Here is a 25,465-nt window from a genome sequence, read left to right on the forward strand (position 1 = left end):
CTCCCGATCAGCTCGACTTGTACCAGCCGTCGATCTGCTGCTTCATGAACGACTGCGTCTGCTTGTAGGCCGACACGCGCGAGTTCATGCTGGCATATTGCTGCGTCAGCCGCGCCGAGAAGCGGGTCGCCTGATCGTCGATCTTGGCGCCTTCCTTGGTCAGCTCGTCCTGCGCCTTGCGCAGCTTCAGGTCGGTCGCGCCGAGCCCGTAGAGCGAGCTGCCCGACGTCAGCTTGAGCGACTGCATCGCGGCGTTGATGCCGGTCGCGCCGAAGCTGTTCGGGTTGAACATCGCCTGGATCGCGTCGGGCGAGTCCTTCATCGCCTTGGTCAGCGCGGCGTCGTCGATCGTCAGCTCGCCGGTGGTCTTGTCGGTGGTGATGCCGATCCCGGCCAGCGTCGAGGGCGTGCCCGGTGCAGCGTCCGGGAGCAAGGTCTTGCTCGCGAAACCCTGGAGGTTGCGCAGCAATTGCTTGGCGGCCGGATCGGCGCGCAGGCTGCCGTCGACCGCGTTGGTCTGCTGCTTCACCTCGTTGAGCAACTGGTTGAAGGTCTCCACGAAATCCTTGACGCCGTTGGTCAGCGCGGTGTCGGGGCGCGTGCCGGTCAGCGTCATCGAACCGGTGCCGGCCAGCGTCAGCTTCACGCCGGGGATCAGATCGCTGATCTCGTTGCTGGGACGCTCGACCGGCACGCCGTCGACCGAAAGCTTGGCGTTTGCCGCCTTCGTGCCGCCGGTCATCGCCGTTCCGCTGGACGCGCCGGCGCCGACGTCGAGCTTCGCCAGCGAGGCATTGTCACCGCTGACCGTGAAGGCCGAGCTGGTGCCGGTCTGCCCCTTCAGCGACAGGAAGGCGCCCCCGTCCGCATCGGTGATGACCGAGGCGGTGACGCCGCTGTTCTTCGCGTTGATCGCCGCCGCGATGTCCGACAGCTTGTTGTTGGGCGACGCGACCGAGATGGAGACGCTGACGTCGTTGCCGTCGCTGTCCTTGTTCGGGGTCAGCACACCGCCGGAATCGAGCTTGCCGATCTTGATCGTCAGCGTGCCCGGATCGAAGGTGGTCGATGCGCCCGCGACCGTCAGCGTGCTGCCGTCGCTGGCGCTGCCGGTGGTGCTGGGGAACTTGGTGCTCGTCGCCGACTGCGCGGTGGCGAGGCTGGTGACGTTGATCGTGCTGGTGGCCGTCGCGTTCATCGGCGCGCCCGAGATCGCCGTCGCGCCGGCGACCTTCGAATCGCTGACGTTCGGCTGCGTCGCGAGGGTCCCGCCGGTGACGAGCGTGTTGACCGCCTTTGCGAAGTCGCTGACGAAATTCTTGAGCGTCGCCGCGTCGGAGATTTGCGCGGTCAGCTTGTCGGTCTTGGCGGTGATCTGCGCGCGCTTGGCGGCGAATTGCGCGTCGACGAGCTGGCCGACCAACGTGTCGGTGTCGACCCCCGAGCCCGAACCGAGCGACGTCAGGATCGAGTTGGCGGCCGATTTGTTGATCGACGCCGCGCTACCGGTCTTGGTGGTCGACGTCGTCGACGACGTTTTCGTCGCCGTCGTTGTCGCCGTGCTGCTGGTGCTCGTGCTGCTGATCGTCGCCATGATGCTCTCCTAAACGGCCGCGCGCGGCGATTCTTTATGACTGGCGGACACCATTTTCGTCGAAACGTGCGGTGTCGGGCACATCGATCGGCGGCTGGGTCCCGCCGGCTTGCGCATTGAGCCCGAAGACGAACGCCAGAACGGTGGCGATGGCGAGATACAGATCGTCGCGCACTTCCTGACCCTCGCGGCTGGTGTAGTAGACCGCACGCGCCAGTGCCGGATATTCGAGGATCGGTAGCGCGCGATCCTTGGCCGCCGATCGGATCGCGAGCGCCAGCGCGCCGCGCCCCTTGGCGACCACTACCGGCACCTCGTCGCGCCCGCGATCGTAGCGCAGGGCGACCGCGAAGTGCGTCGGGTTGGTGAGCACGACATGCGCCTGGTCGAGCGCCTTGTGCATCCCGCCGGACAGCATCTCGCGCTGCTTCATGCGCATATGCCCCTTCATCTCGGGATTGCCTTCGCTCTCCTTATGCTCGTCCTTCACTTCCTGCTTGGTCATGCGCAGCTTCTTGAGCAGCTGCATGATCTGGGTCGGTACGTCGATCATGCCGATCGCGACCAGCCCCATCGCCATGACGAGCAGGACATGCGTCAGCGTCGAGCCGAGCCCGGCGAGCGCGACCGGCAGGTTGGAGGCGGCGAGCCCGAAGCTGAAATGCGCGGTCTGCCACAGCATCCACGCGCCGATCGCGCCGAGCAGCGTGACCTTGAGCAGCGACTTGCCGAGTTCGATCCAGCCCTGCATCCCGATGATGCGCATGATCCCCGAGCCGGGATTGATCCGCGACGCCTTGGGCGCGAGCAACTTGGCGTTGAAGCTCAGCGAGCCGAGCCCGGCCTGGCTGGCGATCGCGGCGCCGATCGTGATCGCGAACAGGGTGCCGAGCGGCGCCGCCAGCTTCCATCCGGCCTGCACCAGCGGGCGCCATGGCTGGAAATCCTCGACGTCGGCGCGCCCGAAGTTGAAGCTCGCCGCCATCACCTCGCGGCACGCGGCGAGCAGCGCGGGGCCGAAGAACATCATCCACGATATGCCCGCCAGCACGACCAGCGCGGTCGCGAGATCGCGGCTCTTGAGGACGTCGCCCTTCTCCTTGGCGTCGTCACGACGCTTCTGGGTTGGGGCTTCTGTCTTGTCGCCTCCCTCCGACATCAGCCGAGCACCAGGCTTTGTGCGGCGGCGAGCCCTTCACGGACGATCACCTGCATGTAATCGCCCATCGCCGGCAGCGCGATCGCGAGGCTGATGACGCCGACCGCGAGGCTGGCCGGCAGGCCGATCGAGAACAGGTTGAGCGACGGCGCCGAGCGCGACACCATCCCCATGACGAGGTTGAGGCACAGCAGCAGGAAGCCGACCGGCAGCGCGAGCAACAGCCCCGCCATGAACGCATAGCCGCCGAACAGCGCGATGTCGCGCATCTGCCCCGCCGCCAGCCAGGCCGCGCCGGGCGGCAGCGCGGTGTAGCTCTTCACCACCATGTCGACGAGCACGAGATGCCCGTCGAGCGACAGGAACAGCAGCGTTAGCAGGATCGACAGGAACTGGCCGACCGCCGGGCTGGAGCGCCCCGAATTGGGGTCGATCATATTGGCGAAGCCGATCCCCATCGATCCGCCGATGATCTCGCCCGCCACCAGCGGCGCGGCGAAGGCGATCTGGACGATGAAGCCCATCGCGAGTCCGACCAGCGCCTCGGCCGCGACCGCGACGAAGGTGGAGAGCGCGAAGATCGTCGGCGGCGGCTGGATCGCGGTGGTGCCGAGCACCAGCACCCCGACCGCGCCCGACAGCGTGATCCGCACCGGCAGCGGCACCGAGACGTTGCCGAACACCGGCGCCGCGATGAACGCCGCTCCGACGCGGATCATCACGAAGATCAGCGCCCACAGCTGCGGCTCGATGCTTAAGCCAAAGCCCAACAACTACGCCACCGTCACCCCGGCGCAGGCCGGGGTCCAGAGCCACGCAGAACCGCGCTTGCGGCTCGGGACCCCGGTCTGCGCCGAGGTGACGGGGTGCGAGTGGCGCAAGATCAGTGCACCAGGTCCGGGATGCGCGCGAAGATCTCGGTGGTGAAGTCGCTCAGCAACCCGAGGATCATCGCGCCGAACACCATGATCGACACCGCCACGACGATCAGCTTCGGCACGAAGCTCAGCGTCTGCTCGTTGATCGAGGTCGCGGCCTGCACCATCCCGAGGATCAGCCCCGACAGCAACGCCGGGATCAGGATCGGCGCGGAGACGAGCGCCAGCACCCACATGGTTTGGTTGGCGACGGTCAGGAAATAGTCGGCGTCGACGAGCGGTTGCATGAGCGGTCACTTCTGTTGCCGTCCTTCCCGCGAAGGCGGGAATCCAGACGCGCAGGTTTCGGTGTGGGTCGAGACGTCGGAGGTTCTGGATCCCCGCCTGCGCGGGATGACGATGTGACGGTGGCTAGGTCGCGAACGAATTGGCCAGACTGCCCATCGTCAGCGCCCAGCCATCGACCAGCACGAACAACAGCAATTTGAACGGCAGCGAGATGATCGTCGGGCTGAGCATCGCCATGCCGAGCGCCATCAGCACCGTCGCGACGACGAGGTCGATGACGATGAACGGCAGGAACAGCAGGAAGCCGATCTGGAACGCGGTCTTCAGCTCCGAGGTGACGAACGCGGGCAGCAGCACCGAATACGGAATGTCGGTCGGCGTGGCATAGGGACCGGACTTCGCCATCTGCGCGAACATCGTCACGTCCTTCACGCGCGTCTGCTTGACCATGAAGGTGTGGAGCGGCGCCGCGGCGGTCTGGATCAGCTGCGTGCCGTTCATCCGCCCCTGCGAGTAGGGCTGGATCGCGGTCGTGTTGATCTGGTTGATCGTCGGCGCCATGATGAAGAAGCTGAGGAACAGCGACAGGCCGATCAGTACCTGGTTGGGCGGGGTCTGTTGCAGGCCCATCGCCTGCCGCAGGATCGACAGCACGATGATGATCCGCGTGAAGCTGGTCATCATCAGCACGATGCCCGGCAGCACCGTGAGCAGGCCCATGATGATGAGCACTTGCAGCGACAGCGACAGCGAGCCGTTGTTGTTCTGCGCGCCGCCATCGCCGCGCGACAATTGGCCGAGCGCGCGATCGACGGCATCGCCGACCCCCGGCGCAGGCGCCGCGGGAGCGGCCTGCACCGCCGGCTGCGACGGTGCGGGGAAGTTCTGTGCCAGCGCCGGCATCGCGACGCACAAGGCGACGATGATCGCGAGCAGTGCGAGGATCAGGTGCGAGCGCCGTCCCGCGGCGCGTGCGCGCGGGCGGGTCAGCACGCCACTGTGCATCGGCGCGCCGCTCATGCGGCCGGCTCCACGGGCGCGCGCCCGTCGGCCTTGTCGATCAGCGTCACGCCCGCGCGGTTGACCGAGACGAGCAAACGCCGTCCCTCGAAATCGACCACCGCCAGCTTGACGCCCGGCGAGATCATCATCGTCTCGCGCACCGCGATCCCGCGCGTCGACGGCTTGCCCGGCATCCGCGCCTCGAGCCGACGCCAGAGATAGAGGCAGCCGATCATCAGCCCGCAGACGAGCGGGAGCATCACGATCAGCTTCAGGATATAGGTCCACATCATCGCGTGCGTGCCCCTCAGCCGCGCTTCTCGGGCGAGACCAGTTCGGTCATCTTGACGCCGTAGCGCTCACCGACGGTCACGATCTCGCCGCGACCGATCAGTGTGCCGTTGACCAGCACGTCGAGCAGTTCGCCCGCCTGCCGGTCCAGCTCGATCACGCTCGATTCGCCCAGCGCCAGCAGCTCGCGCAGCGACAGGGTGGTCGATCCGATCTCGACGGTCAGCTTGACGTCGACGCCCTGCAGAAGCCGCAGGTTGGCGGCGACGGCGGCGTCGATCGCAAATCCGCCGGTCATGTCGTTCATTGCAGGGGTCCTTCGAACTTGGAGATGCGAATGGCCGCACGGCCGTTGGACGTGCCCACGGTGCCCAGCCCCAGCGCCATCCCGCCGACCACGATCGGCACGTCGGCGCCGAAGCTGATCGGGATGATGTCGCCTTCCTTGAGATCCATGAGCCGCGAGAGCGGGATGGTCGGCTCGGCGAGTACCGAGCGGACCGGGAAGCGCACGCCCATCGCCGCGCGCGTCAGCTGCGTGCGCCATTCGGCGTCGACCTCGCTGGGCTTGGCGACGACCTTGCCGGTCAGTGCGACCGCATGCGGCTTCAGCGTTCCGACCGGATAGAGGATGTCGACGAACGCCGGCTTGGCGGTGCCGCGCGCGATCGCGAAGCGGGTAGCGATCACCACCTCGTCGGCCTCGATACCGGGGATCATGCTGGAACCCAGCTCGAACGGCTCGGCAGTGAAATGCGCGCGCGCCAGCGGCTCCCACGCGGTTTCCAGCGCGCGGGCCAGCGACGCGGCGACCCGCGCGACGATCACGTCGCACGCCGGGGTGAATTCGAGCGCCAGGACCGGCGACACGTCACCGGTGCCGCCGAAGAACAGGTCGATGATCTCGACGACGAACTGGCTGTCGATCACGCACAGGGCGGGGCGACCGTCCATCGACAGCGGCAGCCACGCGGTCAATTTGTCGCCGCGCGCCGCGCGATAGTCGGAGAGTCGCAGTACCTCGAGCGGCTCGGCCCAGGCGCGCGTCTCGGTGCGCCAATAGCCTTCGAACGTCTGGCGCACGCCGCGTGCGGCGCGTGCCGACAGATGCTGCAACGTATGCAGATCGCCGAACGGATGCAGTTTGGCAGGCGCAGCCGGCCCCCGCCCAATGCGGCAGCGGTGCCGATCGGCGTGCCGGAGTCGAGCCCGGCGTCGGTAGAGGAGCGCCTGTTAACCATCTACGTTCACTGAACCACGAAAGTGGTAAAGTAGACGTTACTGATCCCGCCGAATCCCTCCTTTTCGCGTAGAACCTGGTTAATCGTTGCGACGAGCCGCTTCTGGAGCTGCGCTTTGCCGGGGCCGGTGAACACCTGATCCTCGGGTGTGTCGCCCAGCGTCAGCAGGATCGCCGAGCGAGATCGCGATGTCGTTGGTCTTCAAATTCGTGATGACCTTGTCGTCATACGGCGTCGACACCGCGAGCCCGATCTGGAGGAAGTGCACCGAATCCTGAAGGTTGGAGGTGAACTCCTTGTCCATCGCGAAATAGTTGGACGCATAGGGCTCGCCGCCGCTGCCTTCCGGGGTCGGTGCGCCATGCGCCTCGCCGCCGCCTTCGCCACCACCTTCGGCCGCTGCCTCGCCGCCGCCGTGGCCACCCTCGCCGCCTTCACCACCCTCGCCGCCGTCGCCGGGGTGCTTCTGCTCGCTCTTGGGCACGAGCTTGGGCTTGTTGGGGTCTTCGTGCGCCGCCGGCTTGGCGCCGCCGCCGACCATGCCCGAACCCGCGGCATAGAGACCGGCACCGACGCCACCGCCCAGCAGGACGATGACGCCGACGGCGCCGATAATGATCATCTTCATCTTGCCCTTTTTCTTGGGCGCGGCGTCTGCGGCCGGAGCATCACTCATCGTTCGGTTCCCTCAATCAGGCGAGTCGTTGGTCGGTGTCGTCGGCATCCGCCTGGGCGGCGCGACGGGCGGACGGCGGCGCGGCCGGAACGGGCGCGGCGCGTTGTTGCGGTTGTTGCTGCTGCTGCGACGACTGGCGCTCGCCCTGCATCGTCGTGCCGCCGGGATGGCCATGGTGGAGCTTGAGCCCTCGCGCTTCCGCCATTTCGGTCAGCCGCGGCTGCGCATCGGCGAGCATCGCGCGCGTCTGCGGTTGTTCGGCGGTGAGCTGGACCTGCACCGTATCGCCTTCGCGGCGCAGTGCGACGTCGATCGCGCCAAGCGCGTCGGGGACGACGCGGATCCGCATGTCATTGGCATCGGCCATGTCGCGCAGCTTCTCGATGTGCTGGATCATCGCGTTGGGCCAATGCGGCTGGCGCATGTCGAGCGTCTGCTGTTTTGCCTGACCGGTCGCGGTGACCGCGGCCGCGGAGATCGCGGCGGTCGCCTGCGGCTGGGTAACCGGCGCGTTCGGATCGGCGGGACGCGCACGCTCGTCGGCGGTGACGGCGCGGTGGATGGCCTCGGCGAAGGTGCGCGCGGCGGTGGCGATCACCGGCGCAGGGGCCGGATCGGCGGCGAGTGACACCGTTGCGGGGGCGACGCGGGGGGACTCGCGCCCGATCTGTGGCGTTTCGTTCGCTGCGACTGGCGAGACGACGGTCTCTGCCGCCGCGTCGACGCTGGCTACTTGCGCGACCGGCGCCGCGAGCGGCGCGCCTGCGAGCGGTGGAGCAAGGGGCACGGCTGTGTCGGCGAGCGGCGGCGTCACGGGAGCGGCCGGCGTTGCAAGCGGCGCCGCCACGGGCGTGAGGATCGGTGCATCGACGCGCACCGCCGCCGCGCTCGCGATCACCGGCGCTGGGGTGGGTGTCGGAACGGGCGCGCGGTTGCTGAGCGGCGTCGCAAGCGCGGACGTGTCGATCGCGCGCGGTGCGGCTTCGATACGCGAACGCGGTGCGCTTGCAGCGGGCGCTTCCTGACGCGTCGCGGTGGTGGCCGGGTCCGGGATGGACACCGGGACGATCGTAGCGGGAGCCTCAGCCGCGAGCGGCGTCGGGGCAGGATCGACAGGTGCGGCTGGTGCCGCGCTGTTCGTGGCGGGCGGCGCGACGGTCTCGGTGGTGGCAGCCGGCATCTCAGGCGCACGGACGGTCGCAATCGCTTCAGCTGCTGGCGCGGCGGCGGTAGTCGTCGGGGTCGGCGTAGTGGCGAGGACGCGTGGCGCGCCAGGTGCGGGTGCGACTGGTCGCGCCGCGCGTGGCGCAGCGTCGGCGACGATTGCGGAGGCGGTGTCGGTGGTGACCTCGATCGCGGCTTTCGACGCCGCGCGCCGCGGTGCCTGAGCCTTGACGGGGATCGCCGGCGGCGGCGTCTCAGCGTTCGGCACATCGCGCTGCTGCGACGTTTCGGGATCGGATTGCGTCGGGGCCGGCACGTTCGGGAGCGGAGACGTCGCCTCGTTACGCGGCGCAGCGGCCGGCGCGGGTGATGGTTTCTCCCCGCGCTGAGGCGTCGGTGTGGCGACATCTCTGGGAGCGTCGTTCGTCGGAGCGGCGTCGACGGGCGTGCCTGTCGTAGTCGCGGATCGGGGCGTCTGGTTCGCGGGCGCGGGTTGCGGTTCGGTGAGAGGCGCGGGTGCGCGCTGGTCGGTGGCAGCCTCGATGGGACCGCGGACCGGGGCGCTCACCGGAGCGACCGCGGCTGGCGTTGCCGCGTCGGCGCGCGGGACATCCGCAACGACCGCCGCAGGCGCAGTCACGGGCGCGGCGGGCTCCACATCCCGCATCGGCGCAATCGTAGGGATAGCAACAGGAGCCTCGGCGGTCACCGCGGGGTCGGCGAGCGGATCATCCCCGTCGCCCGACGCGGTCGACGCCTCCGCCGCGGCATCGTCGAGCGGCTCGACATGATCGCTTCCCGGCACCTGTACCGGCACATCGGGTGTGACGACCCGCAGCCGCGGCCGAACCGCAAAAGGTGGTTCCGGGAGTTCGGAGACTTCGGTCGTCGTCGTTGTGGACTTCGTCGCGACCGGCAATGTCGGAATGGCCGTCTCGGCGGGCAGCGGGGGCGGCGGCGGGGGCACCGCCACGCCGGTCGCATCGGCCAGCCAGGCCAATGCCGCTTCGCCGCTCGGCACCACGATATCGACCAGCGGCAGGCCGGTGCCGACCCCGGCAAGATTCTGCCGTCCCGGCTCGCCCGTCGCCGGCACGACGCCCGCCGTTACCCCGTCGCCACATCCGGGCAGCACCAGCTTCAGGAAGTCGCCGGTCGCGCCCGCCACACCCGGCGGGGGCGAGGCGGCGCCCGGCAGCATCGCGCCCGGTGCCGTCGTCAGGAGAAGGCTTGCGATCGTGGTCAAGGGTTCAGGCCGCTTTCGTGGACAGGGTTCACCTGCCACTCTGCAAGGAGCGTGCCGTTTACTTCTTAGGCCGCGCGGGCACGTCCTCGAGCGCCTTCATCTCGGCCTGCAGATCGGCGGCCCGCTGCCGCTCCATCAGCTTTTCGACCGCGCTCTGGTCGCGGCGTGCGCCACGCGTCGCCTCGGCACTGCGCTCGACCTGTGTCTCGGCGGCGCGGACGCGGTTCATCGCGGCTTCCGCCGAACGGTGCAGTCGCTCGCGGAAATGTGCGCTGGCGGCGAGGTTCGACGCACCGGCGAAACTGGAAGGGGCGGGTGCGACCGCGTCGGCGAGCTGCGCGATGCGCTGTGCCAATTGCGTCTCGCTGGTCAGTTGCGCCTGTGTCCGCGCCTCGTCCGCGCGCGCCAGCCCGAGCTGAAGCGTGCGGACGCGGTGCAGGCGCTTCAGCCGTTTGCCGTCAGGCATCGCCGAAGACGCCGACCAGCTCCATCTCGGCATCGCCCAGCGACACCATCTGGTGCGTGTCCTGGCGCACGAATTCCATGATCGCAGGCTGATAGGCGATCGCGGCGTCGATCGCAGGATCGCTGCCGCTGCGATACGCGCCCATCAGCACGAGGTCGCGGTTTTCCTCATAGGTCGCCAGATGGCGGCGCAGGATCCGCGCCGCCTGCTGGTGATGCTGCGGGACGATATCGTTCATCACGCGGCTGATCGACTTGGAGATATCGATCGCGGGATAGACCGCGCGCTCGGCCATCGCGCGGCTCAGCACGATATGTCCGTCGAGGATCGAGCGCGCCGAATCGACGACCGGATCGTTGCCGTCGTCGCCGTCCGCCAGCACGGTATAGATGCCGGTGATCGACCCGCCGGTGTTCACGTCCGATCCGGCCCGCTCCAGCAGATTGGGCAGCATCGCGATCGCCGACGGCGGATAGCCGCGCGCCGAGGCCGGCTCGCCGAGCGCAAGCCCGATCTCGCGTCCGGCGTGCGCGACGCGGGTCAGCGAATCGATGATCAGCAGCACGCTCTTGCCCTCGGCGCGGAACGCCTCGGCGATCGCGGTGGCGCGCAGCGCGCCGCGGATGCGGAGCACCGGCGAGTGGTTGGCGGGCACGGCGACGACGACCGAGCGCTTGCGCGCCTCGCCCGCGACCTTGGTTTCGAGAAAGTCCGCGACCTCGCGGCTGCGCTCGCCGATCAACCCGATCACGACGACATCGGCCTGCGCCGCGCGCACCATCATGCCGAGCAGCACCGACTTGCCGACGCCCGATCCGGCCATGATCCCGACGCGCTGCCCCTGGCCGACGGTGAGCAGGCCATTGATCGCGCGCACCCCGACATCCATCGGCGCGAGCACGCGCCCGCGGTCGAGCGGCGACTGCATATGCCCGGCGAGCGGCCACCGCGACGCGCCGCGAATGGGACCGAGACCGTCGATCGGATTGCCCGCGCCATCGACGACGCGTCCCAGCATCGCCGCGCCGACCTCCGCCTCGCCGGGCGGGCCGAGCGGGCGCACCGGCGCATTGGGGAGCAAGGCCGCCGGCCCGCCAAGGTTCATCATCAGCGTGCGGCCGTTGCGAAAGCCGATCACCTCGGCCTCGACCTGTTGTCCGCCCTCCGCACCGATCTTGCAGACGGTGCCGACCGGCAACGACAGCCCGACCGCCTCCATCAACAGGCCGTCATAGGACGAGAGCCGCCCCGCGACGCGCGCCTTGGGTCGTCCCCCGGCAAGTGCGAGCGTAGTGAGGTAATCCTCGGCGTAGCGGGTCAGCACGCGGGCACCGCCGCGCGTTCGATCGCGGCGGAAAGCTCCTCCAGCCACATCGCCGGGCCGTCCTCGACGATCGTCGAGGCGGCTTCCATCGCGAAGCTGCCGCGCGCCATGCTTTCGTCGGCGACCGGGAACACGGTGTCGGGCAGATGCCCTTCGAGCAGCGGCAGGTCGTCGGGATGGACGCGCAGCATCGCCGACTCGCTGGCGTCGGCGAGCAAATCGGTCGCGACCTCGACGCGCGCGGCGAGCAGCGGCGCGGAGACGCCGATCTCGCCGACCAATTGCGTCACGAGCATCGTGACGGTGCGGCGTAGCGCGTCGGCCAGCGCGACGCGGTCGATCGCGCCGCCAGCCTTCATCGCGTCCGCGACCGCTTCCAGCAACTCGCGCTCGCGCGATACCACCGCATCCGCGGCGATCGCGGCATCGGCCAGCCCCTCGTGATAGCCGGCGATCCGCGCCGCCTCGATCTGTTCGACGCTCGCCGGGATCGGAGCATCGGCGTCCATCATGTCCCAGCCTGCGGTCGGATCGGCATCGGGGTCGGCCGGGGAGAAGTGGCGCGGCTGGTCGCCGGTGCCCTCTTCCGACCCGTCGTCGGCGCCGGTCGCGGCCGGCGGACGCGCACCGAAGGCTTGCTCGATGCGCGCGATCAGGTCGGCGGGCGTAAAGCCTGGTGCGATATCGGATCGCGCGCGCGTGCGGTTGAGCGCCGCCGCGTTTGCGCGCGACGGCATACCGCTGACGAAATCCGCCTCATACATAATCGTCGTCGCCTGCCCCGAGGTTGATCGTGCCGTCCTTGGCAAGGTTGCGCGCGATCTGGATGATCGCCTTCTGCGCCTCGAGCACTTCGCTCAGCTTCATCGGTCCACGGGCTTCCATATCGTCGCGGATGCCCGATGCGGCGCGTGCCGACATGCAGCCGAGGATACGGCTGCGCGCCGCCTCGTCCACACCCTTCAGCGCGCGGCCCAGCGTATCGCCGTCGACGTTGCGGATGAGCGTGCCCAGCCCCTTGTCGTCCAGTTCCAGCAGGTTGTCGAAGACGAACATCGCCTCCTCGATCTGCCGCGCGATATCGCGATCCATCTTGAGCAGCTTGGGCATGACACGCTGTTCGGTCGACTTGCGCGCGCCCTGCAGGATCTTCGCCGCCTCGCGCGCGCCACCCAGTTGCAGCGCGGTCGACGACCCGCTGCCGCCGCTGCCGGCATGGCCGCCGCCGGTGCGGCTGGCGATCAACGTGCGCAGCGCGTCGACCGCGTCGGGGGTGATCGGGCCGAGCCGCGCGATGCGGTGCAGGATGTCGGGCTGCGTCAGTTCGGGCAGCAGTTCGAGCACCTGGCTGCCGATCGCCGGATCGAGATTGGCGATCAGCACCGCGCAGATCTGCGGATGCTCCTTGTCGAGCATCGCCGCGATCTCCTTGGCGTCGAGCCAGTCGAGCAGGTCGATCTCGCACACCGCTTCGGGCGGGGTGATCTGCGCCAGCACGCTCTCGGCCTTGTCGCGGCCCAGCGCGCGCGTCATCACCGCCTCGACCTTCGGGCCGGGGTTGAAGGTGATGCCGGTGCGCTCGCGTGCCTTGCCGACGAAGTCGTCGAGCACCAGCTCGACCTCTTCCTCGCTGACGTCGGCGACCGCGAACATCGCGGTGCCGAGCTTGCGGACCTCTTCGGGGTCGAGCTTCTGGAGGATCGCGGCAGCCTCTTCCTCACCGACGAGCATCATCAGCACCGCGGCGCGTTCGACGCCAGTGAAGATGCGCGAAGCGGTCGCGACCTCGCTCACGGCTTGGCGTCCGCGACCAGCATGTCACGCACCGCCAGCGCCGCGCGCGCCGGATTGTCGCGCGTGAAGCCGCGCACCGCGTTGATCCGCTCCTCGTAGCTCTGGCTGGTCTCGATCTGGTCGAGGCTGACCGGCGAGTGGACCGCGATCTGCTCGCCGTCGGCGTCGAGGGCGATGTCGCCCGAGCCGCCGGCCGATCCCGCGCCGTCGCCCTTGGTGCCGTCCGCGATCGCAGCGGCGTTCTTGGGGGCGGTCGCATCCTCGCGCTTCTTCATCAGTGCCTTGGCGATCGGGCGCACGCCGAGCAGCAGCACGAGCAAGGCGATGACCAACGCGGTCAGGTTGCGCGCGAGCATCGGCACCAGCGCATTGTCATACCATTTCGGGGCAGCGCTGGCATCGGCGCTGGTGTCGGCGAACTTGCGGCTGATGACCGTCACATTGTCGTTGCGCGCCTGATCGAAGCCGACCGCGCTCTTCACCAGATCGTTGATCTGCTGAATCTCCATTGCGGTGCGCTTGGTCTTCTCCGGATCGCGCAACAGCACCGCGACCGACAGCCGCTTGATATTCCCCGGCGCGGCGCGCGTGACCGAGACTTCCTTGTTCAGGTCGTAGGCGCGCTGGAACGCGTCGGTCTGCTTGGCCGGGTCGGGCGCGGGTCCACCGGCGGTCGGCGGCGCGGCGGGGGTGCCGGGGTTGCCGGTCGCGGGCTGCGGCGTCGACAGCTGCGAGGCGGGCGGGGGTGTTGCTCAGCGCGCCCGGAATGCCGCCGGGTGCCTGGCCCGACGCCATGTTGCCGGTCCAATTGCCGGTCTCGGCGCGCAGCCGGCCTTCCTTGTCGTAGCTTTCGCGCGTCGCGCTGGTCTCGTCGAGATTGACGTCGGCCTGCACCTCGGCGGTGAAATTGCCCGCACCGACCAGCGGCGTCAGCAGCTGGATCAGCTGCTGGCGATATTTGTCCTCGACGCGACGCTGGAACTCGATGCGCTTGTCGTTGGCGCTGTCCGGACCGTCACCCGACTTGGTGAGCAGCCCGCCCATCTGGTCCACGATCGTCACGGCGTCGGGCTTCAGTCCCGGCACCGACGAGGCGACCAGATTGACGATCGACTGGACCTGCGCGTCGCTCAGCGAGCGCCCGCCCTGCAACTTGACCACCACCGAAGCGGACGGCGCGGCATTGTCGCGCACGAACACGCTCGCCTCGGGCATGGCGAGATGGACGCGCGCCTCGGCGACCGCGTCGATCTCCTGGATCGAGCGCGCCAGTTCGGTCTCGCGCGCCTGCCGAAGGCGCTCGCCCTCGACCGCGCGGCTGACGCCCATCGGCAGCTGGTCGAGGATCGCGTAGCCGCCTGGTGCGGCCTTGGGCAGGCCCTGTCCGGCAAGCAGCAGCCGCGCCTTGGAGAAATCCTCCTCGTTGACGGTCAGCGTGCCCGCCGAATCGTCGATGTGGCTGGGGATGTTCGCGGCCGACAGCGCAGTGGTGACCGCGGCCTTGTCCGAATCGGGCAGGCCGGAGAACAACGTCTTCTGCGGCGGGGTCGACAGCGCCGACCAGGCGAGACCGGCCGCGCCGATCAGGCCGACCATCAACGCCATCGGTCCGGCGCGACGCACCGCGGGCTGCGCCATCACGCCCTGGATCTGGCGCAGCGGGTTGGCGAACTTCTCGGGCACCAGCGTGACCGGCACCGGGTTCTGCGGATTGGGGGCGAGAGCGTTGCTCATATCAGACCGGCATGCTCATGATGTCCTTGTACGCGGACAGGATCTTGTTGCGGACCTGCAGGGTCGCCTCGAAGCCGACCGACGCTTCCTGACGCGCGAGCATCACCTTGGCGATGTCGACCGTCTCCCCGCGCTCGTACTGCTCGGACAGTGCCGACGCCTTCTGCTGGCCGTCGTTCACCTTGGCGATCGCCGACTGCATCGTGTCCGCGAAGCTGGTCGCGTTCGCCGCGCCGCCCGCCGCCGGGGCGGGGGCGACCGATGCCGCGCCACTGGTGCGGTTCAGTGCGGCGTTGCGCTCCAGGATCTGCGCACGCAGCGCCATCACCCGGTCGACGCCGCCGACGCCTCCGATCGCGCTCATGCCGACAGCATCCGGCCGGAGCCGGCGGCCAGGTCGTCACCCTGCTCGCGCGCCTTGGCGAGACGGTAGCGCAGCGTCCGCTCGGAAATGCCGAGCCGCTTGGCCGTCTCGATCCGGCTGCCGCCGCATGCCGCCAGCGTCTCGCGGATCGCGGCGAATTCGGAGAATTGCACGACCTGCCCCAGCGTATTGTCGTCGCCGCTTTGGCCGGACGTTGCGCGCGGTGCGGCGGAGGGACGGTCGAAGACGATGTGACCGGCCTCGATCGTGTCGCCGCCGGCGAACAGCAGCGCGCGCTGGATGACATTCTCCAGCTCGCGCACGTTGCCCGGCCAGTCGTGCGCGACCAGCCGCGCGATCGCCGCGTCGCTCGGCCACGGCACCGTCGGGCGATTGCCGGCGTGGCGCAGGATCATCGTCGCGGCCAAGGCGGGAATGTCCTGCGGCCGCTCGGCCAGTTCGCGGGTCGACAGCGGGAAAACCGACAGGCGGTAGTAAAGATCGGCGCGGAAGCGGCCGGCGGCGACCTCGGCCTGAAGGTCGCGGTTGGCGCAGGCGACGACGCGCACGTCGACCGGCTGCGGCATGGTCGCGCCGATCGGCACCACCTCGCGCTCCTGCAACACGCGCAGCAGCTTGGCCTGGAGGTTGAGCGGCATCTCGGCGATCTCGTCGAGCAGCAGCGTGCCGCCGTTCGCGGCGCGGAAGAAGCCCTCGCCGCCCGACGACGCGCCGGTGAACGCACCCTTCTGGTGGCCGAACAGCATCGCTTCCAGCATCGTCTCAGGCAGGGCGGCGCAGTTGATCGCGACGAACGGGCCGTCGCGGCGCTCCGAATTCAGGTGGATGGTGCGCGCCAGCACTTCCTTGCCGGTGCCGGTCGGGCCGTTGATGAGCACCGTGATGTCGGCCTGCGCCACCCGCTCGGCGAGCGCGAGCAGCGCCAGCGACTCGGGATCGGCGGCGGTGGGCAGCTCGGGCCCGCCGACCAGTGCGCGCGCGAAGGCGTTGCCGACCGCCGCATCCGCATGGCCGTAGGCGATTCGCGCCGGCTGGCCATCGCGGAACGGGATCACCTCGCGCCCGCTATCGCCGACGATAAGGGTCCGCGCCGGGGCGGGTACCGCCTCGCCCGCTGCGACCAGATAGGCGACATTCGGCTGCGGACGGGCGGCGGGGGCCTGCACCGCAAAGCCCTGCGCGCGCAGCGAGGAGACGAGCGTCAGGTGCGCGCGCTCCACGGTGGCTGTCGGCATGATCGAACGCATCGCGAAAAATTCCCTCGAATCAGTGCGAGTGTGATGCGGCCGCGGTGGTTAACGCGCGGTATAGTTTGCCGCCTTGCCGGCAGGTTTTTTCCGGGCGCGGGGGCGCCCGCGCGCGCGTACACGGAGGGGAAGTGGGAGGAATCCCATCCATGGCGGCCCGCCAAATTTCTGCGCGAAAAGCGCTAAAGGTCCGCCGCGGGCAGCCGTTCAATGCGGTGACGGCACGGCCACCTGCTCATTCGGGGGCGGCGGGACGGGCCGGTAGACGGAGATATTCCCATGACCGTGATCAACACCAACACCTCGGCGATGCGCGCCACCAACGCTTCGACCAGCGCCGGCAAGATGCTCGCGACCTCGATGGAGCGCCTGTCGACCGGCAAGCGCATCAACTCGGCGAAGGACGACGCCGCCGGCCTCGCGATCGCCAACCGCATGACCAGCCAGACCAAGAGCATGGCGATGGCCGTCCGCAACGCCAACGACGGCATCAGCCTGGCGCAGACCGCGGAAGGCGCGATGGGCGAAGTCACCAACATGCTGACCCGCATGAAGGAACTGTCGACCCAGTCGGCCAACGGCACGCTGCAGGACTCGGACCGCTCGGCGCTCCAGTCGGAAATGAGCCAGCTGACGCAGGAAATCTCGAACGTCGCGAAGACCACCGCGTTCAACGGCGTCAACCTGCTCGACGGCAGCTCGGCTGCGGTGAAGCTGCAGACCGGCATCAACAAGGACCAGTCGATCAACATGCAGTTGATGGACACCCGTACCTCGTCGCTGGGCCTCACCGCCTCGGTGCAGGGCGGGGTATCGACCGCCGCTGTCACCTCGGGCGACGTCGTCATCAACGGCTCGAACATCGGCACCGCCACGCAGGATGCGGCGTCGGTTGCCGCCGCCGTCAACGGCACGACGAACACCTCCGGCGTCGTCGCCACCGCGAAGAACACCGTCACCGCCGTCGTCGACCAGACGAAGCTGGTGGCGAACAACACGATCACCATTGGCAGCACGGCGGTCACGCTGACGAACGCCGAAAAGGACGTGACCTCGCTCGCCGCGCGCATCAACCAGACGCTGAACGGTGTCGCGAACAACCAGATCACCGCCAGCGCGGACAAGAGCGGAAACCTGGTCCTGACCACCAAGGACGGCAGCAACATCGGGATTACCGATACCGCCAGCAGCATCCTGACGTCGGCGAGCGACAACCAGGGCGTGGCGCTCACGCTCTCCGCGGCGGCGACGGCACGCGGTTCGGTCTCGCTGGAAGACATGTCGGGTACCGGCATCAACATCACGGGGACGTCCCCGGCCAAGGCCGGCTTCACCGCGGGCAAGACCGCGGGTACCGTCTCGATCGCGACGCAGGCCGGTGCCTCGGCGGCGATGGGTGTCATCGACGCGGCGCTCGACAAGATCTCGGCCGCTCGCGGCACGATGGGTGCGGCGCAGAACCGGCTGGAATCGACGGTCAACAACCTGACCACCACCGCGACCAACCTGTCGGACGCCAAGAGCCGTATCGAGGACGCCGACTTCTCGACCGAGACGACCGCGCTCGCCAAGGCGCAGATCCTCGGCCAGGCCTCGACCGCGATGCTGGCGCAGGCCAACCAGTCGCAGCAGGGTGTGATGAAGCTGCTCGGCTAAGTCCGGCAGCCGACCACCGGCCTCTCGCCCCCGATCAGAGCGGGGCCGGTGCCGGACAAGAGAACCCCGTCAGCGACGAGCTGGCGGGGGTTTTCGCTGTTCGAGGGGTAAGCGGCTCACCTGGCTGCCGAGGCATTAGCGCATGGCTGTCTTGTCCGGGCCGCCACGGCCGCGTTACCCTTTGTGTCAACGTCACGCGCGAAGGATCAGGGTGTGACGTGTACCCCGGCGAAAGCCGGGGCCCAGTTGGGGGACGCTGCTGATATGCGTCGCGCTCATCTCCCTGACCTTCCCACCTGGGCTCCGGCCTTCGCCGGGGTACGGATGGTTCAAGCCCGCCGGATCAAACTCGCCCATCGCCCCTGCGAAGGCAGGGGGCCATGTCTGCTCCGTCCGGGTGAGCGGCGAGACACAGTCGCGCCACTTCGTGTGTCAGTGTCGCGCGCTACGAGGCAGTCATAGGCCCTTGCCTCCGCAGGGGCGACGGTGGATCGGGCATATGCCTGTTCCTCCATCCGCCCTTTCGAGAGGCCGAGCCAAGCCGCACCGGCATCCCCAAAACAAGAACCCCGGCGACCGCATCCGGCCACCGGGGTTCTGATGTCATTCCTTGTCCGACACCGTCAAGTCGTCGGGATTGTCGTCCGGCTCGCTGGCCGGCAGGGCGTCCGGCGCGTCGGTGCCGTCGGTGCCGTCGGGATCGCGCTGGTCTTCGCTGAGCGCCGGGTGGCTGCGGGGTTCGGTCATCGCTTCCTCCTCCTGATCGCCGCACCAACGCGCGGCGACCAGCGAAGGTCGCACGCTCAACGCTGTGTCATCGCCTTCTTCAGCTTGGCGTGCGCGGCGCTCTTGATCTGGCAGACGCGTGCCGCGCCGATCCCGAGCACCTGCCCGATTTCCTCGAGGTTGAGTTCCTCGACATGATAGAGCTGGATCACCAGCTGCTCGCGCTCGGGCAGCCCCGAAATCGCCGCGATCAGTTGATCGCGGGTCTGGGTTTCGGAAAGCTGTTCAAACGCATCGGGCTCGTTGCTGGCGAACCATGGCTGGTCGTCGGCATAGACCTCGTCGATCGACTCATATTTGATCGCCTCGGCGGCGGCATATTCGCTGCGCAGCTTCTCGGGTGTCACGTCCAGCCGCGTCGCCAGCTCGCGCTCGGTCGGCGCGCGGCCATATTCGTGGCTCAGCTGGTTGACCGCGCGCGTATATTCGCGCTTCCGCCGGATCGCGCCGCGCGTCATCGCGGCGTGGCGGCGCAGCTCGTCGATCATCGCGCCGCGCAGCCGCGTCACCAGATATTGCTTCAGCGTCACCTGGCCACGATCCTCGAAGGTGGCGACCGCCTCGACCAGCGCGACCAGCCCGACCTGCACCAGATCCTCGACCTCGATCGCGGTCGAGACGCTGCCATGGACATGCCACGCCAACCGGCGGACGAGCGGCAGGTGCTCGCGGACCAGCGCGTTCTCGTCGCGCGCGCGCGGACGCGGCTTGTAGGTGAGCGGCGCACCGTCCAGCGGCAGCGTAACGGGCTGGGCGGCGGCGAACGCCTGCGGCATCGGTTCCGCGCTCATGCCGCCAGCGCCTGCTGCTGCGGCTGGTTGCCGATGATCGCGACGACCTCGACGGCCTTGTCTTCAGGGACTTCGAAGAAGCTCATGACGGGCGTATCCGGTAGAACGGTGCGGACGAGTTTGCGGATCGCGACGCGGATCGCGGGCTGGACGACCAGCGCGAACGGCTTCGCTTCCGCAATGAGCGGCTGGGCCGCGGCTTGCAGCGCGTCGACGATGCGACGGCCGAGTTCGGGTTCGATGACGTGGCGGCCGGGATCCTGCCGCGCGGCCTGACCGAGCAATTGCTCCAGCCCGCCCTCCAGCGTCATCACGCGCAGCGGCTCGCGCACGCCGGCCAGCTTGGCGATGATCAGCGAGCCCAGCTCCGGACGGATCAGCTCGATGATCTCGACCGGATCGACGCTGCGCTGCGCGGCGATCGAGATCGCGGCGGCGATGCGGCGGAATTCGCGCAACTGGATGCCTTCCGACAGCAGCCCCTTGAGCACGGTCGCCAGCGAGGTGAGCGGCAGCGGCGCGAGCGCGGCGACCAGCTGCGGCGCACGCTCCTTGAGTTCGTCGAGCAGCGACTGCACCTCGTCCGCACCCAGCAGGTCGCCGGCATTGGCGCCCAGCGCATGGTTGAGGTGCGTCGCGATCACGGTGCCCGAATCGACGACCAGATAGCCCTGACCGGTCGCGACATCGGCGTCGCCGGTCGCGATCCAGGTCGCATCGAGCCCGAAGGTCGGATCCTTGGCCTTCTTGCCGATCAGCTCGCCGAAGCCCTGGCCGGTGTCGAGCGCCAGCATCTCGTCGGGCGAGACCTGATCCTCGCCGACGCACACCCCGCCCAGCATCACGCGATAGGTGTAGGGCGGCAGGTTGATGTCGTCGCGGACGCGCACCTGCGGCACCACGAAGCCGACTTCCTTCGACAGCTGGCGGCGCACGCCGGTGATCCGGCCCATCAGCGGCGCGCCGCGACGCTCGTCGACCAGCGGGACCAGCCCGTAACCGATGTCGAGGTTGACCAGCATCGTCTCCGACACTTCGTCCCAGCCGATCTTGGAGGGATCGGGCGCCTCGATCGCCGGCGGCGTCTCGACAATCGCGGGGCGCTTGGCGATCTGGTTCAGCTTCCACGCGGCGAACCCGGCGGCGGCGGCGAGCGGCAGGATCACGAAGTGCGGCATCCCCGGCAGCACGCCGAGCAGCACGAGGATCACCGCCACCGGCGTCCAGGTGCGCGCCGAGCCGAACTGGCTGCCGATCTGGCCGGCGAGGTCCTTCTCGGACTTCACGCGGGTGACGATCGCGGCGGCGGCGATCGACAGCAGCAGCGCCGGCACCTGTGCGACCAGCGCGTCGCCGATCGCGAGCATGGTGTAGGTCTGCGCGGCCTTGGCGATCGTCAGCGAGTGGCTGACCGGCCCCAGGATCAACCCGCCGACGATGTTGGCGGCAAGGATCAACAGGCCGGCGACCGCATCGCCCTTCACGAACTTCGACGAACCGTCCATCGAGCCGTAGAATTCGGCCTCGGTGGCGACGTCGACGCGGCGCTTCTTGGCTTCGTCCGGCGTGATCAGCCCGGCGTTGAGATCGGCGTCGATCGCCATCTGCTTGCCGGGCAGCGCGTCGAGCGTGAAGCGCGCCGACACTTCGGACACGCGGCCTGCGCCCTTGGTGACGACGATCAGGTTGATGATGACGATGATCGCGAACACGAACAGTCCGACGACATAGTCGCCGCCGATCACGAACGATCCGAACGCCTCGATGACATGCCCCGCCGCGGCCGAGCCGGTGTGGCCGTGGACCAGCACGATCCGCGTCGACGCGACGTTCAGGCCGAGCCGGAACAGCGTGGCGAACAGCAGCACGGTCGGGAAGGACGAGAAGTCGAGCGGCTTCTCGGCGTTCAGCGCGACCATCAGCACCGCGAGGCTGATCGTGATGTTCATGATGAAGAAGACGTCGAGCAGGAAGGCCGGGATCGGCACGACCATGAGGACGACGAGCAGCAGGATCGCGGCGGGGAGCGCCCCCTGGCGGGCGTGGGCGAGCAACTTCATCGCTTAGCGTCCCAGTCCGGCGAGCATCATATAGGCGAGCCGCGCATTGTCGGGCGACGGGCGCAGCAGGCTGGCCTGATTGCCGCGCTGGCCGAGCGCCGACTTCGCCCAGTCGAGCGCGTCAGTCGCGCTCTGCCCGGTGCCGGTGACGACGGTAGCGTCCTCGCCCATCGACAGCGCCTGTGCGGCGAACTGCCATTGATTGTTGGCCTTGGCGGTCGCCGCGGCGTCCGATCCGTTGCCGAGCTTGTCGGCGAAGCGCTGATAGACTTCCGACAGCGAGCGGGCCGAGCCGTCGCGCTCGAAGAAGACGCTGCGGTTCGCGCGCGCGGCGCTCGGGAAGACCGCCGCCGCGCTGCGATCGGGGTTGCTCTGCATCGCCGACAGGAAGGTGCGCGCGCCGCCGATCCCCAGGAAGTGCGCCATGTACAGGTCGGTGCCGGTCGCCTCACGCCCGGTGACCGCCTCGATCGCGCCCTTGTTGTCGCTGGCGTGCTCGGCGGCCATCAGCGCGGAGACTTCCGGGTTGTTGCGCAACGCCAGGATCGCCTGACGATTGCCGCCCGAAACCGTAAAGCGCCCGCCCGACTTCTGGATGCTGTCGGCGGCCCAGCTCAGCCCGTGTTCGGCGCCATGTTGCTTGACGACCGCGAGCCAGCTCTGGTCGAGGAACTGGTACAGCCCGCTCGCCGACGAGGTGCCGGAGCGCGCATTGGCGTTCAGCCCGCTCTCCAGCCGCGCCTGACCCATCAGGTAATCGAAGTCGACGCCGGTGCGCTGCGCAGCGCGCTGGATCGCGGACGTGACCCGCTGGGTGGCAGAAGTGATCGTGGCAACGGTCATGCCTGGCATTTCTGCAAGGGCCGTGCCAAAAGGGCGAGGTCGACCAAGCCCACGTCGCCCCTGCGCAGGCAGGGGCCTATCTCTGTCTCGTCGATGACCGACGTTCAACACACGAACAACGCGCCTGTGTCGGCCCGTTACCCGATACGCGACAGAAATGGACCCCTGCCTTCGCAGGGGCAACGGGCTTCACCCTGTCGGAATCACAACGCCCCGGGGGTGGGCCGGGGCGTCGTCGTGTCAGCAGCAATAGCGTCGATCAGGCGTAGGCGGCGGCACCGCGGCTGTAGGAACTGCCGCCCTGACCGGAAAGAAGTTGCAGGCGGCGGCGAACATTTGCCGCCATCAGGTTCACATAGATGCGGCAGGTGTCGTTGAGGCGGTCCGCCTCCTCGACCAGTCCGCGCAGCTCCGGGGTTGCGGGGCCGTCGCCGAGCTGCCGCAGATCCTCGATCGCGCGCAGCTTGTTCGACGTCGCGCGCTCCAGCGCGTTCATGTCGTTGGTCTTGAGCGCGGTGATCTCGGCATGGAGCATGTCGATCACGCGCACCAGCGCATCACGCCTGTTCATTGCGGGACATCCAATCGTAGCGCAGCGCGATGAACTGGTCGGCGATCGTCGACGGCGACAACGGGAAGGTGCCGTTGACGAGCGCGGTCTTGATCTGTTGAACGCGGTCGGCATTCACCGGCGGCGACCCCGCCATCGCGCTGGCGAGCGCACCCGGCGCCTGCGCGGCGTCGGCGCCCGCCTGCTTCGTGACCGGCGCCGCCTTGGCGACCGGTGTGGCCTTTGCGGCCGGCTGGACGGTCGCGACGGAGGAAACCCCGTTCTGATCGCCGCTGATCCTATCGATTCCACCATGACCACACCCGTGGGTTTCTGCTGACACAGGCAGAAACGACCGATGAGCGAGCGGCTTTAGCACTTTTTTATTCCGGCCAGCCGGGCAGCGTCGCGCGGCCCGCGTCGATCGCCACCGCCTGCACCGGACGCGTGGAATCGTTCACGCGCACCATCACGCGCCCGCCCGGGGCGGCATCGGCCATCGCGACGCCTTCGCGGGTGATCGAGAAGCCGTCGGATCCGGCCTCGATCGTCACCGAGTCACCGCGGCGGATCACCGGCTCGGCGCGCAGGGTAGGTGCAGCCGCGCCGGTGCGCACCACCGCCGGGGTTGCGCTGGCGGCGCGCGGCGGGGCGATGACGGGCACGAAGATCCGCCACGCCGGATCGGCGCAGGCGACCACCACCGCGTCATGCACGTCGGTACGCCACGACAGCGCGACCATCCCGCACGTGGCGAGCCGCAGCCGCGCGTCGACCGGTGCGCGCGCGCCGCCCTCCGCGCCGATCGGGCGCGTCGTGAAGGCGGCGACCGCGCGGTCGATCGCGGCGGTATCCTGAAAGGTGAGCGAGGCGGCGGCGAGCAGCGCGATCATTTGGCGGTTCCTTGCGAATGGCTCTCGCCGGCAAAGGCGAGCGTAACGGCGACCGCGCGCGGACCGTGCGCGGGCGTCGTGGAAAGCAGCAGCCGCGCGTCGGGCACACCGCCCGTCGCCAGCGCGGCGGCGACCGCGCGCGCGCGGTCGGCGGCGAGCACCGTCGCGCTGCGCGACGTCGGATCGACATCGGCGGCGCTGCCGTCGGTGCTGGCGGTGACGGTCAGCCGCACGCGCGGGTCGCGCAGCTCGGCGCGTGCCCAGGCGACGAGCGCGTCGGTCGACTGCGGCAATACCGCCGATCCGGGTGCGAAGCCCGCGACGCCGTGGCTGGCGACCGGCATCGCTTCGGCGGTCGGCTCGACCCCGAAGCCTTCCGCGATGCCGCGCGCGAGATCGCGCGGGGTCAGCGTCTGATTGGCCTGGAGCAGCACGAAGAAGCCGACCAGCAGCAGCGCCAGGTCGGCGAGCGTGATCAGCCACACGGGGCGGCCGGGCTGAACGTCGAGCAGCGCGTCGTCGTCGGTCATGCCGCTTCGTCCTGCGCGACGATCGTCAGCGGCGGTTCCCCGTCGTGCGCCCGTGCCCGGACGCGCGGCGCTTCCCGCTCGGCAAGCGCGGCGAGCGGTGCGACCAGCCGCTCGCGCTCGAGCAGTTCGGCGCGCGCGGCGGTGCGCAGTCGCGCCGCGACCGGCATCGCGACTAGATTGGCCAGCAACGCGCCATATAAAGTGGCCAGCAGCGCGATCGCCATCGCCGCGCCGATCGCCTGCGGGTCGCTCATCCGCGTGAACATCGCGACCAGCCCGATCAGCGTGCCGATCATCCCCATCGCGGGGGCGGTCTCGGCCATGCTGGTCCAGCATTCGACGACGATCCGGTGCCGCTCGGCACGCTGGCGACGCGCGGTGTCGAGCGCCTCCTTCACCACCGGCGCCTGCACACCGTCGACGATCAGCACCACCGCCGCCGCGATATCGGCGTCGCGGATCACGCTGCGGTCGAGCGCATGGACGCCGTGGCGCTGCGCGATCCGCGCCAGCGCCGCGATCTGCTCGAGCCGCGCATCGGCACGGAAGCGGCGACGGGGCAGCGTGGCCAGCGCGAGCAGCGCGCGCACCAGGTCGCGCGACGGCGTGCGCAGGATGGTCGCCAGCATCGTGCCGCCCAGCACGATCGCCAGCGCCACGGGGTCGAGAAGCAGCGCGGGAGTCATGCCCGACCCTCTGCAAGCCACGGGCCAAGTGAGTCGGGCGCTCGTACGGTCGGCAGCGCGGCGCACGGGCGGCAAGCGAAATTGCCGGCAACCGGCAAGCCTTTGCCGGACGGACGCCAGGCTCCTTGGGTCATAGCGCTAGCGACCCACCGTCCACATGATTTGGCACGGCCTTTGCTTA

At 69.0% G+C, this 25,465-nt stretch carries 27 protein-coding genes and 3 pseudogenes; 3 read left to right on the forward strand and 27 right to left on the reverse strand.

The window, feature by feature from the left end; genetic code table 11:
• Positions 1–7 precede the first annotated feature (7 nt).
• The 8 genes from fliD to QP166_RS18120 all read right to left on the reverse strand — a co-directional run bounded on the left by fliD (position 8) and on the right by QP166_RS18120 (position 6,328).
• Positions 8–1,594: a flagellar filament capping protein FliD gene (gene fliD / locus QP166_RS18085; protein WP_333917160.1), complete on the reverse strand. Its 1,587-nt coding sequence runs from the start codon at positions 1,592–1,594 to the stop codon at positions 8–10.
• Positions 1,595–1,628: 34 nt separating this feature from the next.
• On the reverse strand, positions 1,629–2,753 hold the full coding sequence (locus tag QP166_RS18090; protein WP_333917161.1) for an EscU/YscU/HrcU family type III secretion system export apparatus switch protein: 1,125 nt from the start codon (positions 2,751–2,753) through the stop codon (positions 1,629–1,631).
• On the reverse strand, positions 2,753–3,526 hold the full coding sequence (fliR, locus tag QP166_RS18095) for a flagellar biosynthetic protein FliR (RefSeq protein WP_333917162.1): 774 nt from the start codon (positions 3,524–3,526) through the stop codon (positions 2,753–2,755). Before fliR ends, QP166_RS18090 begins: the two co-directional genes overlap by 1 nt.
• A gap of 110 nt (positions 3,527–3,636) precedes the next feature.
• Positions 3,637–3,918 carry a flagellar biosynthesis protein FliQ gene (gene fliQ, locus QP166_RS18100; RefSeq protein ID WP_028967499.1) on the reverse strand — a complete coding sequence of 94 codons (282 nt, stop codon included), beginning with the start codon at positions 3,916–3,918 and terminating at the stop codon, positions 3,637–3,639.
• A 124-nt stretch (positions 3,919–4,042) separates the two neighbouring features.
• Positions 4,043–4,939 carry a flagellar type III secretion system pore protein FliP gene (fliP, locus tag QP166_RS18105; protein ID WP_443027231.1) on the reverse strand — a complete coding sequence of 299 codons (897 nt, stop codon included), beginning with the start codon at positions 4,937–4,939 and terminating at the stop codon, positions 4,043–4,045.
• Positions 4,936–5,214 (reverse strand): flagellar biosynthetic protein FliO, encoded by a 279-nt coding sequence (locus QP166_RS18110; protein WP_333917163.1) that lies wholly within the window; start codon positions 5,212–5,214, stop codon positions 4,936–4,938. Before QP166_RS18110 ends, fliP begins: the two co-directional genes overlap by 4 nt.
• 14 nt (positions 5,215–5,228) lie before the next feature.
• Positions 5,229–5,519: a flagellar motor switch protein FliN gene (gene fliN, locus QP166_RS18115; RefSeq protein ID WP_028967502.1), complete on the reverse strand. Its 291-nt coding sequence runs from the start codon at positions 5,517–5,519 to the stop codon at positions 5,229–5,231.
• Entirely contained in the window at positions 5,516–6,328 is an 813-nt protein-coding gene (locus tag QP166_RS18120; RefSeq protein ID WP_333917164.1) for a flagellar motor switch protein FliM, read from the reverse strand. The genes fliN and QP166_RS18120 overlap by 4 nt, the downstream gene beginning before the upstream one ends.
• A 3-nt stretch (positions 6,329–6,331) precedes the next feature.
• Between QP166_RS18120 and QP166_RS18125 the strand changes: the two genes are divergently transcribed.
• Positions 6,332–6,466 carry a hypothetical protein gene (locus QP166_RS18125; protein WP_333917400.1) on the forward strand — a complete coding sequence of 45 codons (135 nt, stop codon included), beginning with the start codon at positions 6,332–6,334 and terminating at the stop codon, positions 6,464–6,466.
• Here the strand turns inward: QP166_RS18125 and QP166_RS18130 are convergent.
• The 10 genes and pseudogenes from QP166_RS18130 to QP166_RS18180 form a co-directional block, all read right to left on the reverse strand.
• Positions 6,460–6,588 carry a flagellar basal body-associated FliL family protein gene (locus QP166_RS18130; protein WP_333917165.1) on the reverse strand — a complete coding sequence of 43 codons (129 nt, stop codon included), beginning with the start codon at positions 6,586–6,588 and terminating at the stop codon, positions 6,460–6,462. The two genes, QP166_RS18125 and QP166_RS18130, sit on opposite strands and share 7 nt — an antisense overlap.
• On the reverse strand, positions 6,533–7,081 hold the full coding sequence (locus tag QP166_RS18135; RefSeq protein WP_333917166.1) for a flagellar basal body protein FliL: 549 nt from the start codon (positions 7,079–7,081) through the stop codon (positions 6,533–6,535). The genes QP166_RS18130 and QP166_RS18135 overlap by 56 nt, the downstream gene beginning before the upstream one ends.
• Before the next feature lie 64 nt (positions 7,082–7,145).
• Entirely contained in the window at positions 7,146–9,539 is a 2,394-nt protein-coding gene (locus QP166_RS18140; protein ID WP_333917167.1) for a flagellar hook-length control protein FliK, read from the reverse strand.
• A 58-nt stretch (positions 9,540–9,597) separates the two neighbouring features.
• A complete protein-coding gene (locus QP166_RS18145; protein WP_333917168.1) occupies positions 9,598–10,005 on the reverse strand; it encodes a hypothetical protein in 408 nt (135 codons plus the stop codon).
• A complete protein-coding gene (locus QP166_RS18150; protein ID WP_333917169.1) occupies positions 9,998–11,329 on the reverse strand; it encodes a FliI/YscN family ATPase in 1,332 nt (443 codons plus the stop codon). The genes QP166_RS18145 and QP166_RS18150 overlap by 8 nt, the downstream gene beginning before the upstream one ends.
• Complete coding sequence (locus tag QP166_RS18155) at positions 11,323–12,093, reverse strand: FliH/SctL family protein (RefSeq protein ID WP_333917170.1); 771 nt, start codon at positions 12,091–12,093, stop codon at positions 11,323–11,325. Before QP166_RS18155 ends, QP166_RS18150 begins: the two co-directional genes overlap by 7 nt.
• On the reverse strand, positions 12,086–13,123 hold the full coding sequence (gene fliG, locus QP166_RS18160; protein ID WP_333917171.1) for a flagellar motor switch protein FliG: 1,038 nt from the start codon (positions 13,121–13,123) through the stop codon (positions 12,086–12,088). Before fliG ends, QP166_RS18155 begins: the two co-directional genes overlap by 8 nt.
• Positions 13,120–14,857: pseudogene (fliF, locus tag QP166_RS19070) on the reverse strand (flagellar basal-body MS-ring/collar protein FliF). Before fliF ends, fliG begins: the two are co-directional and overlap by 4 nt.
• A gap of 1 nt (position 14,858) precedes the next feature.
• Positions 14,859–15,221 carry a flagellar hook-basal body complex protein FliE gene (gene fliE, locus QP166_RS18175; RefSeq protein WP_333917172.1) on the reverse strand — a complete coding sequence of 121 codons (363 nt, stop codon included), beginning with the start codon at positions 15,219–15,221 and terminating at the stop codon, positions 14,859–14,861.
• A complete protein-coding gene (locus QP166_RS18180) occupies positions 15,218–16,489 on the reverse strand; it encodes a sigma-54 interaction domain-containing protein (RefSeq protein ID WP_333917173.1) in 1,272 nt (423 codons plus the stop codon). The genes fliE and QP166_RS18180 overlap by 4 nt, the downstream gene beginning before the upstream one ends.
• 279 nt (positions 16,490–16,768) lie before the next feature.
• Here QP166_RS18180 and QP166_RS19075 point away from each other — a divergent pair.
• Together QP166_RS19075 and QP166_RS19080 are read left to right on the forward strand one after the other, a co-directional pair.
• A pseudogene (locus QP166_RS19075) lies at positions 16,769–17,179 on the forward strand (flagellin N-terminal helical domain-containing protein); the annotation flags it as partial.
• A gap of 705 nt (positions 17,180–17,884) precedes the next feature.
• A pseudogene (locus QP166_RS19080) lies at positions 17,885–18,145 on the forward strand (flagellin); the annotation flags it as partial.
• A gap of 603 nt (positions 18,146–18,748) precedes the next feature.
• On the opposite strand, the gene QP166_RS18190 reads toward QP166_RS19080, so the two are convergent.
• The 9 genes from QP166_RS18190 to QP166_RS18230 form a co-directional block, all read right to left on the reverse strand.
• Positions 18,749–18,892, reverse strand: coding sequence for a hypothetical protein (locus tag QP166_RS18190; RefSeq protein ID WP_333917175.1), 144 nt, complete (start codon positions 18,890–18,892; stop codon positions 18,749–18,751).
• A gap of 56 nt (positions 18,893–18,948) precedes the next feature.
• Entirely contained in the window at positions 18,949–19,722 is a 774-nt protein-coding gene (locus tag QP166_RS18195; RefSeq protein ID WP_333917176.1) for a sigma-70 family RNA polymerase sigma factor, read from the reverse strand.
• Positions 19,719–21,782 carry a flagellar biosynthesis protein FlhA gene (gene flhA / locus QP166_RS18200; RefSeq protein WP_333917177.1) on the reverse strand — a complete coding sequence of 688 codons (2,064 nt, stop codon included), beginning with the start codon at positions 21,780–21,782 and terminating at the stop codon, positions 19,719–19,721. The genes QP166_RS18195 and flhA overlap by 4 nt, the downstream gene beginning before the upstream one ends.
• 3 nt (positions 21,783–21,785) lie before the next feature.
• Positions 21,786–22,625 carry a transglycosylase SLT domain-containing protein gene (locus QP166_RS18205; protein ID WP_333917178.1) on the reverse strand — a complete coding sequence of 280 codons (840 nt, stop codon included), beginning with the start codon at positions 22,623–22,625 and terminating at the stop codon, positions 21,786–21,788.
• 259 nt (positions 22,626–22,884) lie between these two features.
• Positions 22,885–23,196 (reverse strand): flagellar protein FlgN, encoded by a 312-nt coding sequence (locus QP166_RS18210; RefSeq protein ID WP_333917179.1) that lies wholly within the window; start codon positions 23,194–23,196, stop codon positions 22,885–22,887.
• Positions 23,183–23,518, reverse strand: coding sequence for a flagellar biosynthesis anti-sigma factor FlgM (flgM, locus tag QP166_RS18215; RefSeq protein WP_333917180.1), 336 nt, complete (start codon positions 23,516–23,518; stop codon positions 23,183–23,185). The genes QP166_RS18210 and flgM overlap by 14 nt, the downstream gene beginning before the upstream one ends.
• Positions 23,519–23,558: 40 nt before the next feature.
• Complete coding sequence (locus tag QP166_RS18220) at positions 23,559–24,068, reverse strand: flagella basal body P-ring formation protein FlgA (RefSeq protein ID WP_333917181.1); 510 nt, start codon at positions 24,066–24,068, stop codon at positions 23,559–23,561.
• Positions 24,065–24,598, reverse strand: a complete 534-nt coding sequence (locus tag QP166_RS18225; RefSeq protein ID WP_333917182.1) for an OmpA family protein — start codon at positions 24,596–24,598, stop codon at positions 24,065–24,067. Before QP166_RS18225 ends, QP166_RS18220 begins: the two co-directional genes overlap by 4 nt.
• Positions 24,595–25,284 (reverse strand): motility protein A, encoded by a 690-nt coding sequence (locus QP166_RS18230; RefSeq protein ID WP_333917183.1) that lies wholly within the window; start codon positions 25,282–25,284, stop codon positions 24,595–24,597. The genes QP166_RS18225 and QP166_RS18230 overlap by 4 nt, the downstream gene beginning before the upstream one ends.
• Positions 25,285–25,465 lie beyond the last annotated feature (181 nt).

Origin of the sequence: Sphingomonas sp. LR60, assembly GCF_036855935.1 — a bacterium.
Classification (GTDB): domain Bacteria; phylum Pseudomonadota; class Alphaproteobacteria; order Sphingomonadales; family Sphingomonadaceae; genus Sphingomonas.

Excerpts from the sequence above, each read along its gene's own strand:
- fliD (WP_333917160.1), bottom strand. The coding sequence starts at position 1,594 with ATGGCGACGATCAGCAGCACGAGCACCAGCAGCACGGCGACAACGACG.
- QP166_RS18090 (WP_333917161.1), bottom strand. The coding sequence starts at position 2,753 with ATGTCGGAGGGAGGCGACAAGACAGAAGCCCCAACCCAGAAGCGTCGT.
- fliQ (WP_028967499.1), bottom strand. The coding sequence starts at position 3,918 with ATGCAACCGCTCGTCGACGCCGACTATTTCCTGACCGTCGCCAACCAA.
- fliP (WP_443027231.1), bottom strand. The coding sequence starts at position 4,939 with ATGAGCGGCGCGCCGATGCACAGTGGCGTGCTGACCCGCCCGCGCGCA.
- QP166_RS18110 (WP_333917163.1), bottom strand. The coding sequence starts at position 5,214 with ATGATGTGGACCTATATCCTGAAGCTGATCGTGATGCTCCCGCTCGTC.
- fliN (WP_028967502.1), bottom strand. The coding sequence starts at position 5,519 with ATGAACGACATGACCGGCGGATTTGCGATCGACGCCGCCGTCGCCGCC.
- QP166_RS18125 (WP_333917400.1), top strand. The coding sequence starts at position 6,332 with ATGCAGATCGCCGAACGGATGCAGTTTGGCAGGCGCAGCCGGCCCCCG.
- QP166_RS18135 (WP_333917166.1), bottom strand. The coding sequence starts at position 7,081 with ATGAAGATGATCATTATCGGCGCCGTCGGCGTCATCGTCCTGCTGGGC.
- QP166_RS18145 (WP_333917168.1), bottom strand. The coding sequence starts at position 10,005 with ATGCCTGACGGCAAACGGCTGAAGCGCCTGCACCGCGTCCGCACGCTT.
- QP166_RS18155 (WP_333917170.1), bottom strand. The coding sequence starts at position 12,093 with ATGTATGAGGCGGATTTCGTCAGCGGTATGCCGTCGCGCGCAAACGCG.
- fliE (WP_333917172.1), bottom strand. The coding sequence starts at position 15,221 with ATGAGCGCGATCGGAGGCGTCGGCGGCGTCGACCGGGTGATGGCGCTG.
- QP166_RS18180 (WP_333917173.1), bottom strand. The coding sequence starts at position 16,489 with ATGCGTTCGATCATGCCGACAGCCACCGTGGAGCGCGCGCACCTGACG.
- QP166_RS18190 (WP_333917175.1), bottom strand. The coding sequence starts at position 18,892 with ATGACCGAACCCCGCAGCCACCCGGCGCTCAGCGAAGACCAGCGCGAT.
- QP166_RS18195 (WP_333917176.1), bottom strand. The coding sequence starts at position 19,722 with ATGAGCGCGGAACCGATGCCGCAGGCGTTCGCCGCCGCCCAGCCCGTT.
- flhA (WP_333917177.1), bottom strand. The coding sequence starts at position 21,782 with ATGAAGTTGCTCGCCCACGCCCGCCAGGGGGCGCTCCCCGCCGCGATC.
- QP166_RS18205 (WP_333917178.1), bottom strand. The coding sequence starts at position 22,625 with ATGACCGTTGCCACGATCACTTCTGCCACCCAGCGGGTCACGTCCGCG.
- QP166_RS18210 (WP_333917179.1), bottom strand. The coding sequence starts at position 23,196 with ATGAACAGGCGTGATGCGCTGGTGCGCGTGATCGACATGCTCCATGCC.
- QP166_RS18220 (WP_333917181.1), bottom strand. The coding sequence starts at position 24,068 with ATGATCGCGCTGCTCGCCGCCGCCTCGCTCACCTTTCAGGATACCGCC.
- QP166_RS18225 (WP_333917182.1), bottom strand. The coding sequence starts at position 24,598 with ATGACCGACGACGACGCGCTGCTCGACGTTCAGCCCGGCCGCCCCGTG.
- QP166_RS18230 (WP_333917183.1), bottom strand. The coding sequence starts at position 25,284 with ATGACTCCCGCGCTGCTTCTCGACCCCGTGGCGCTGGCGATCGTGCTG.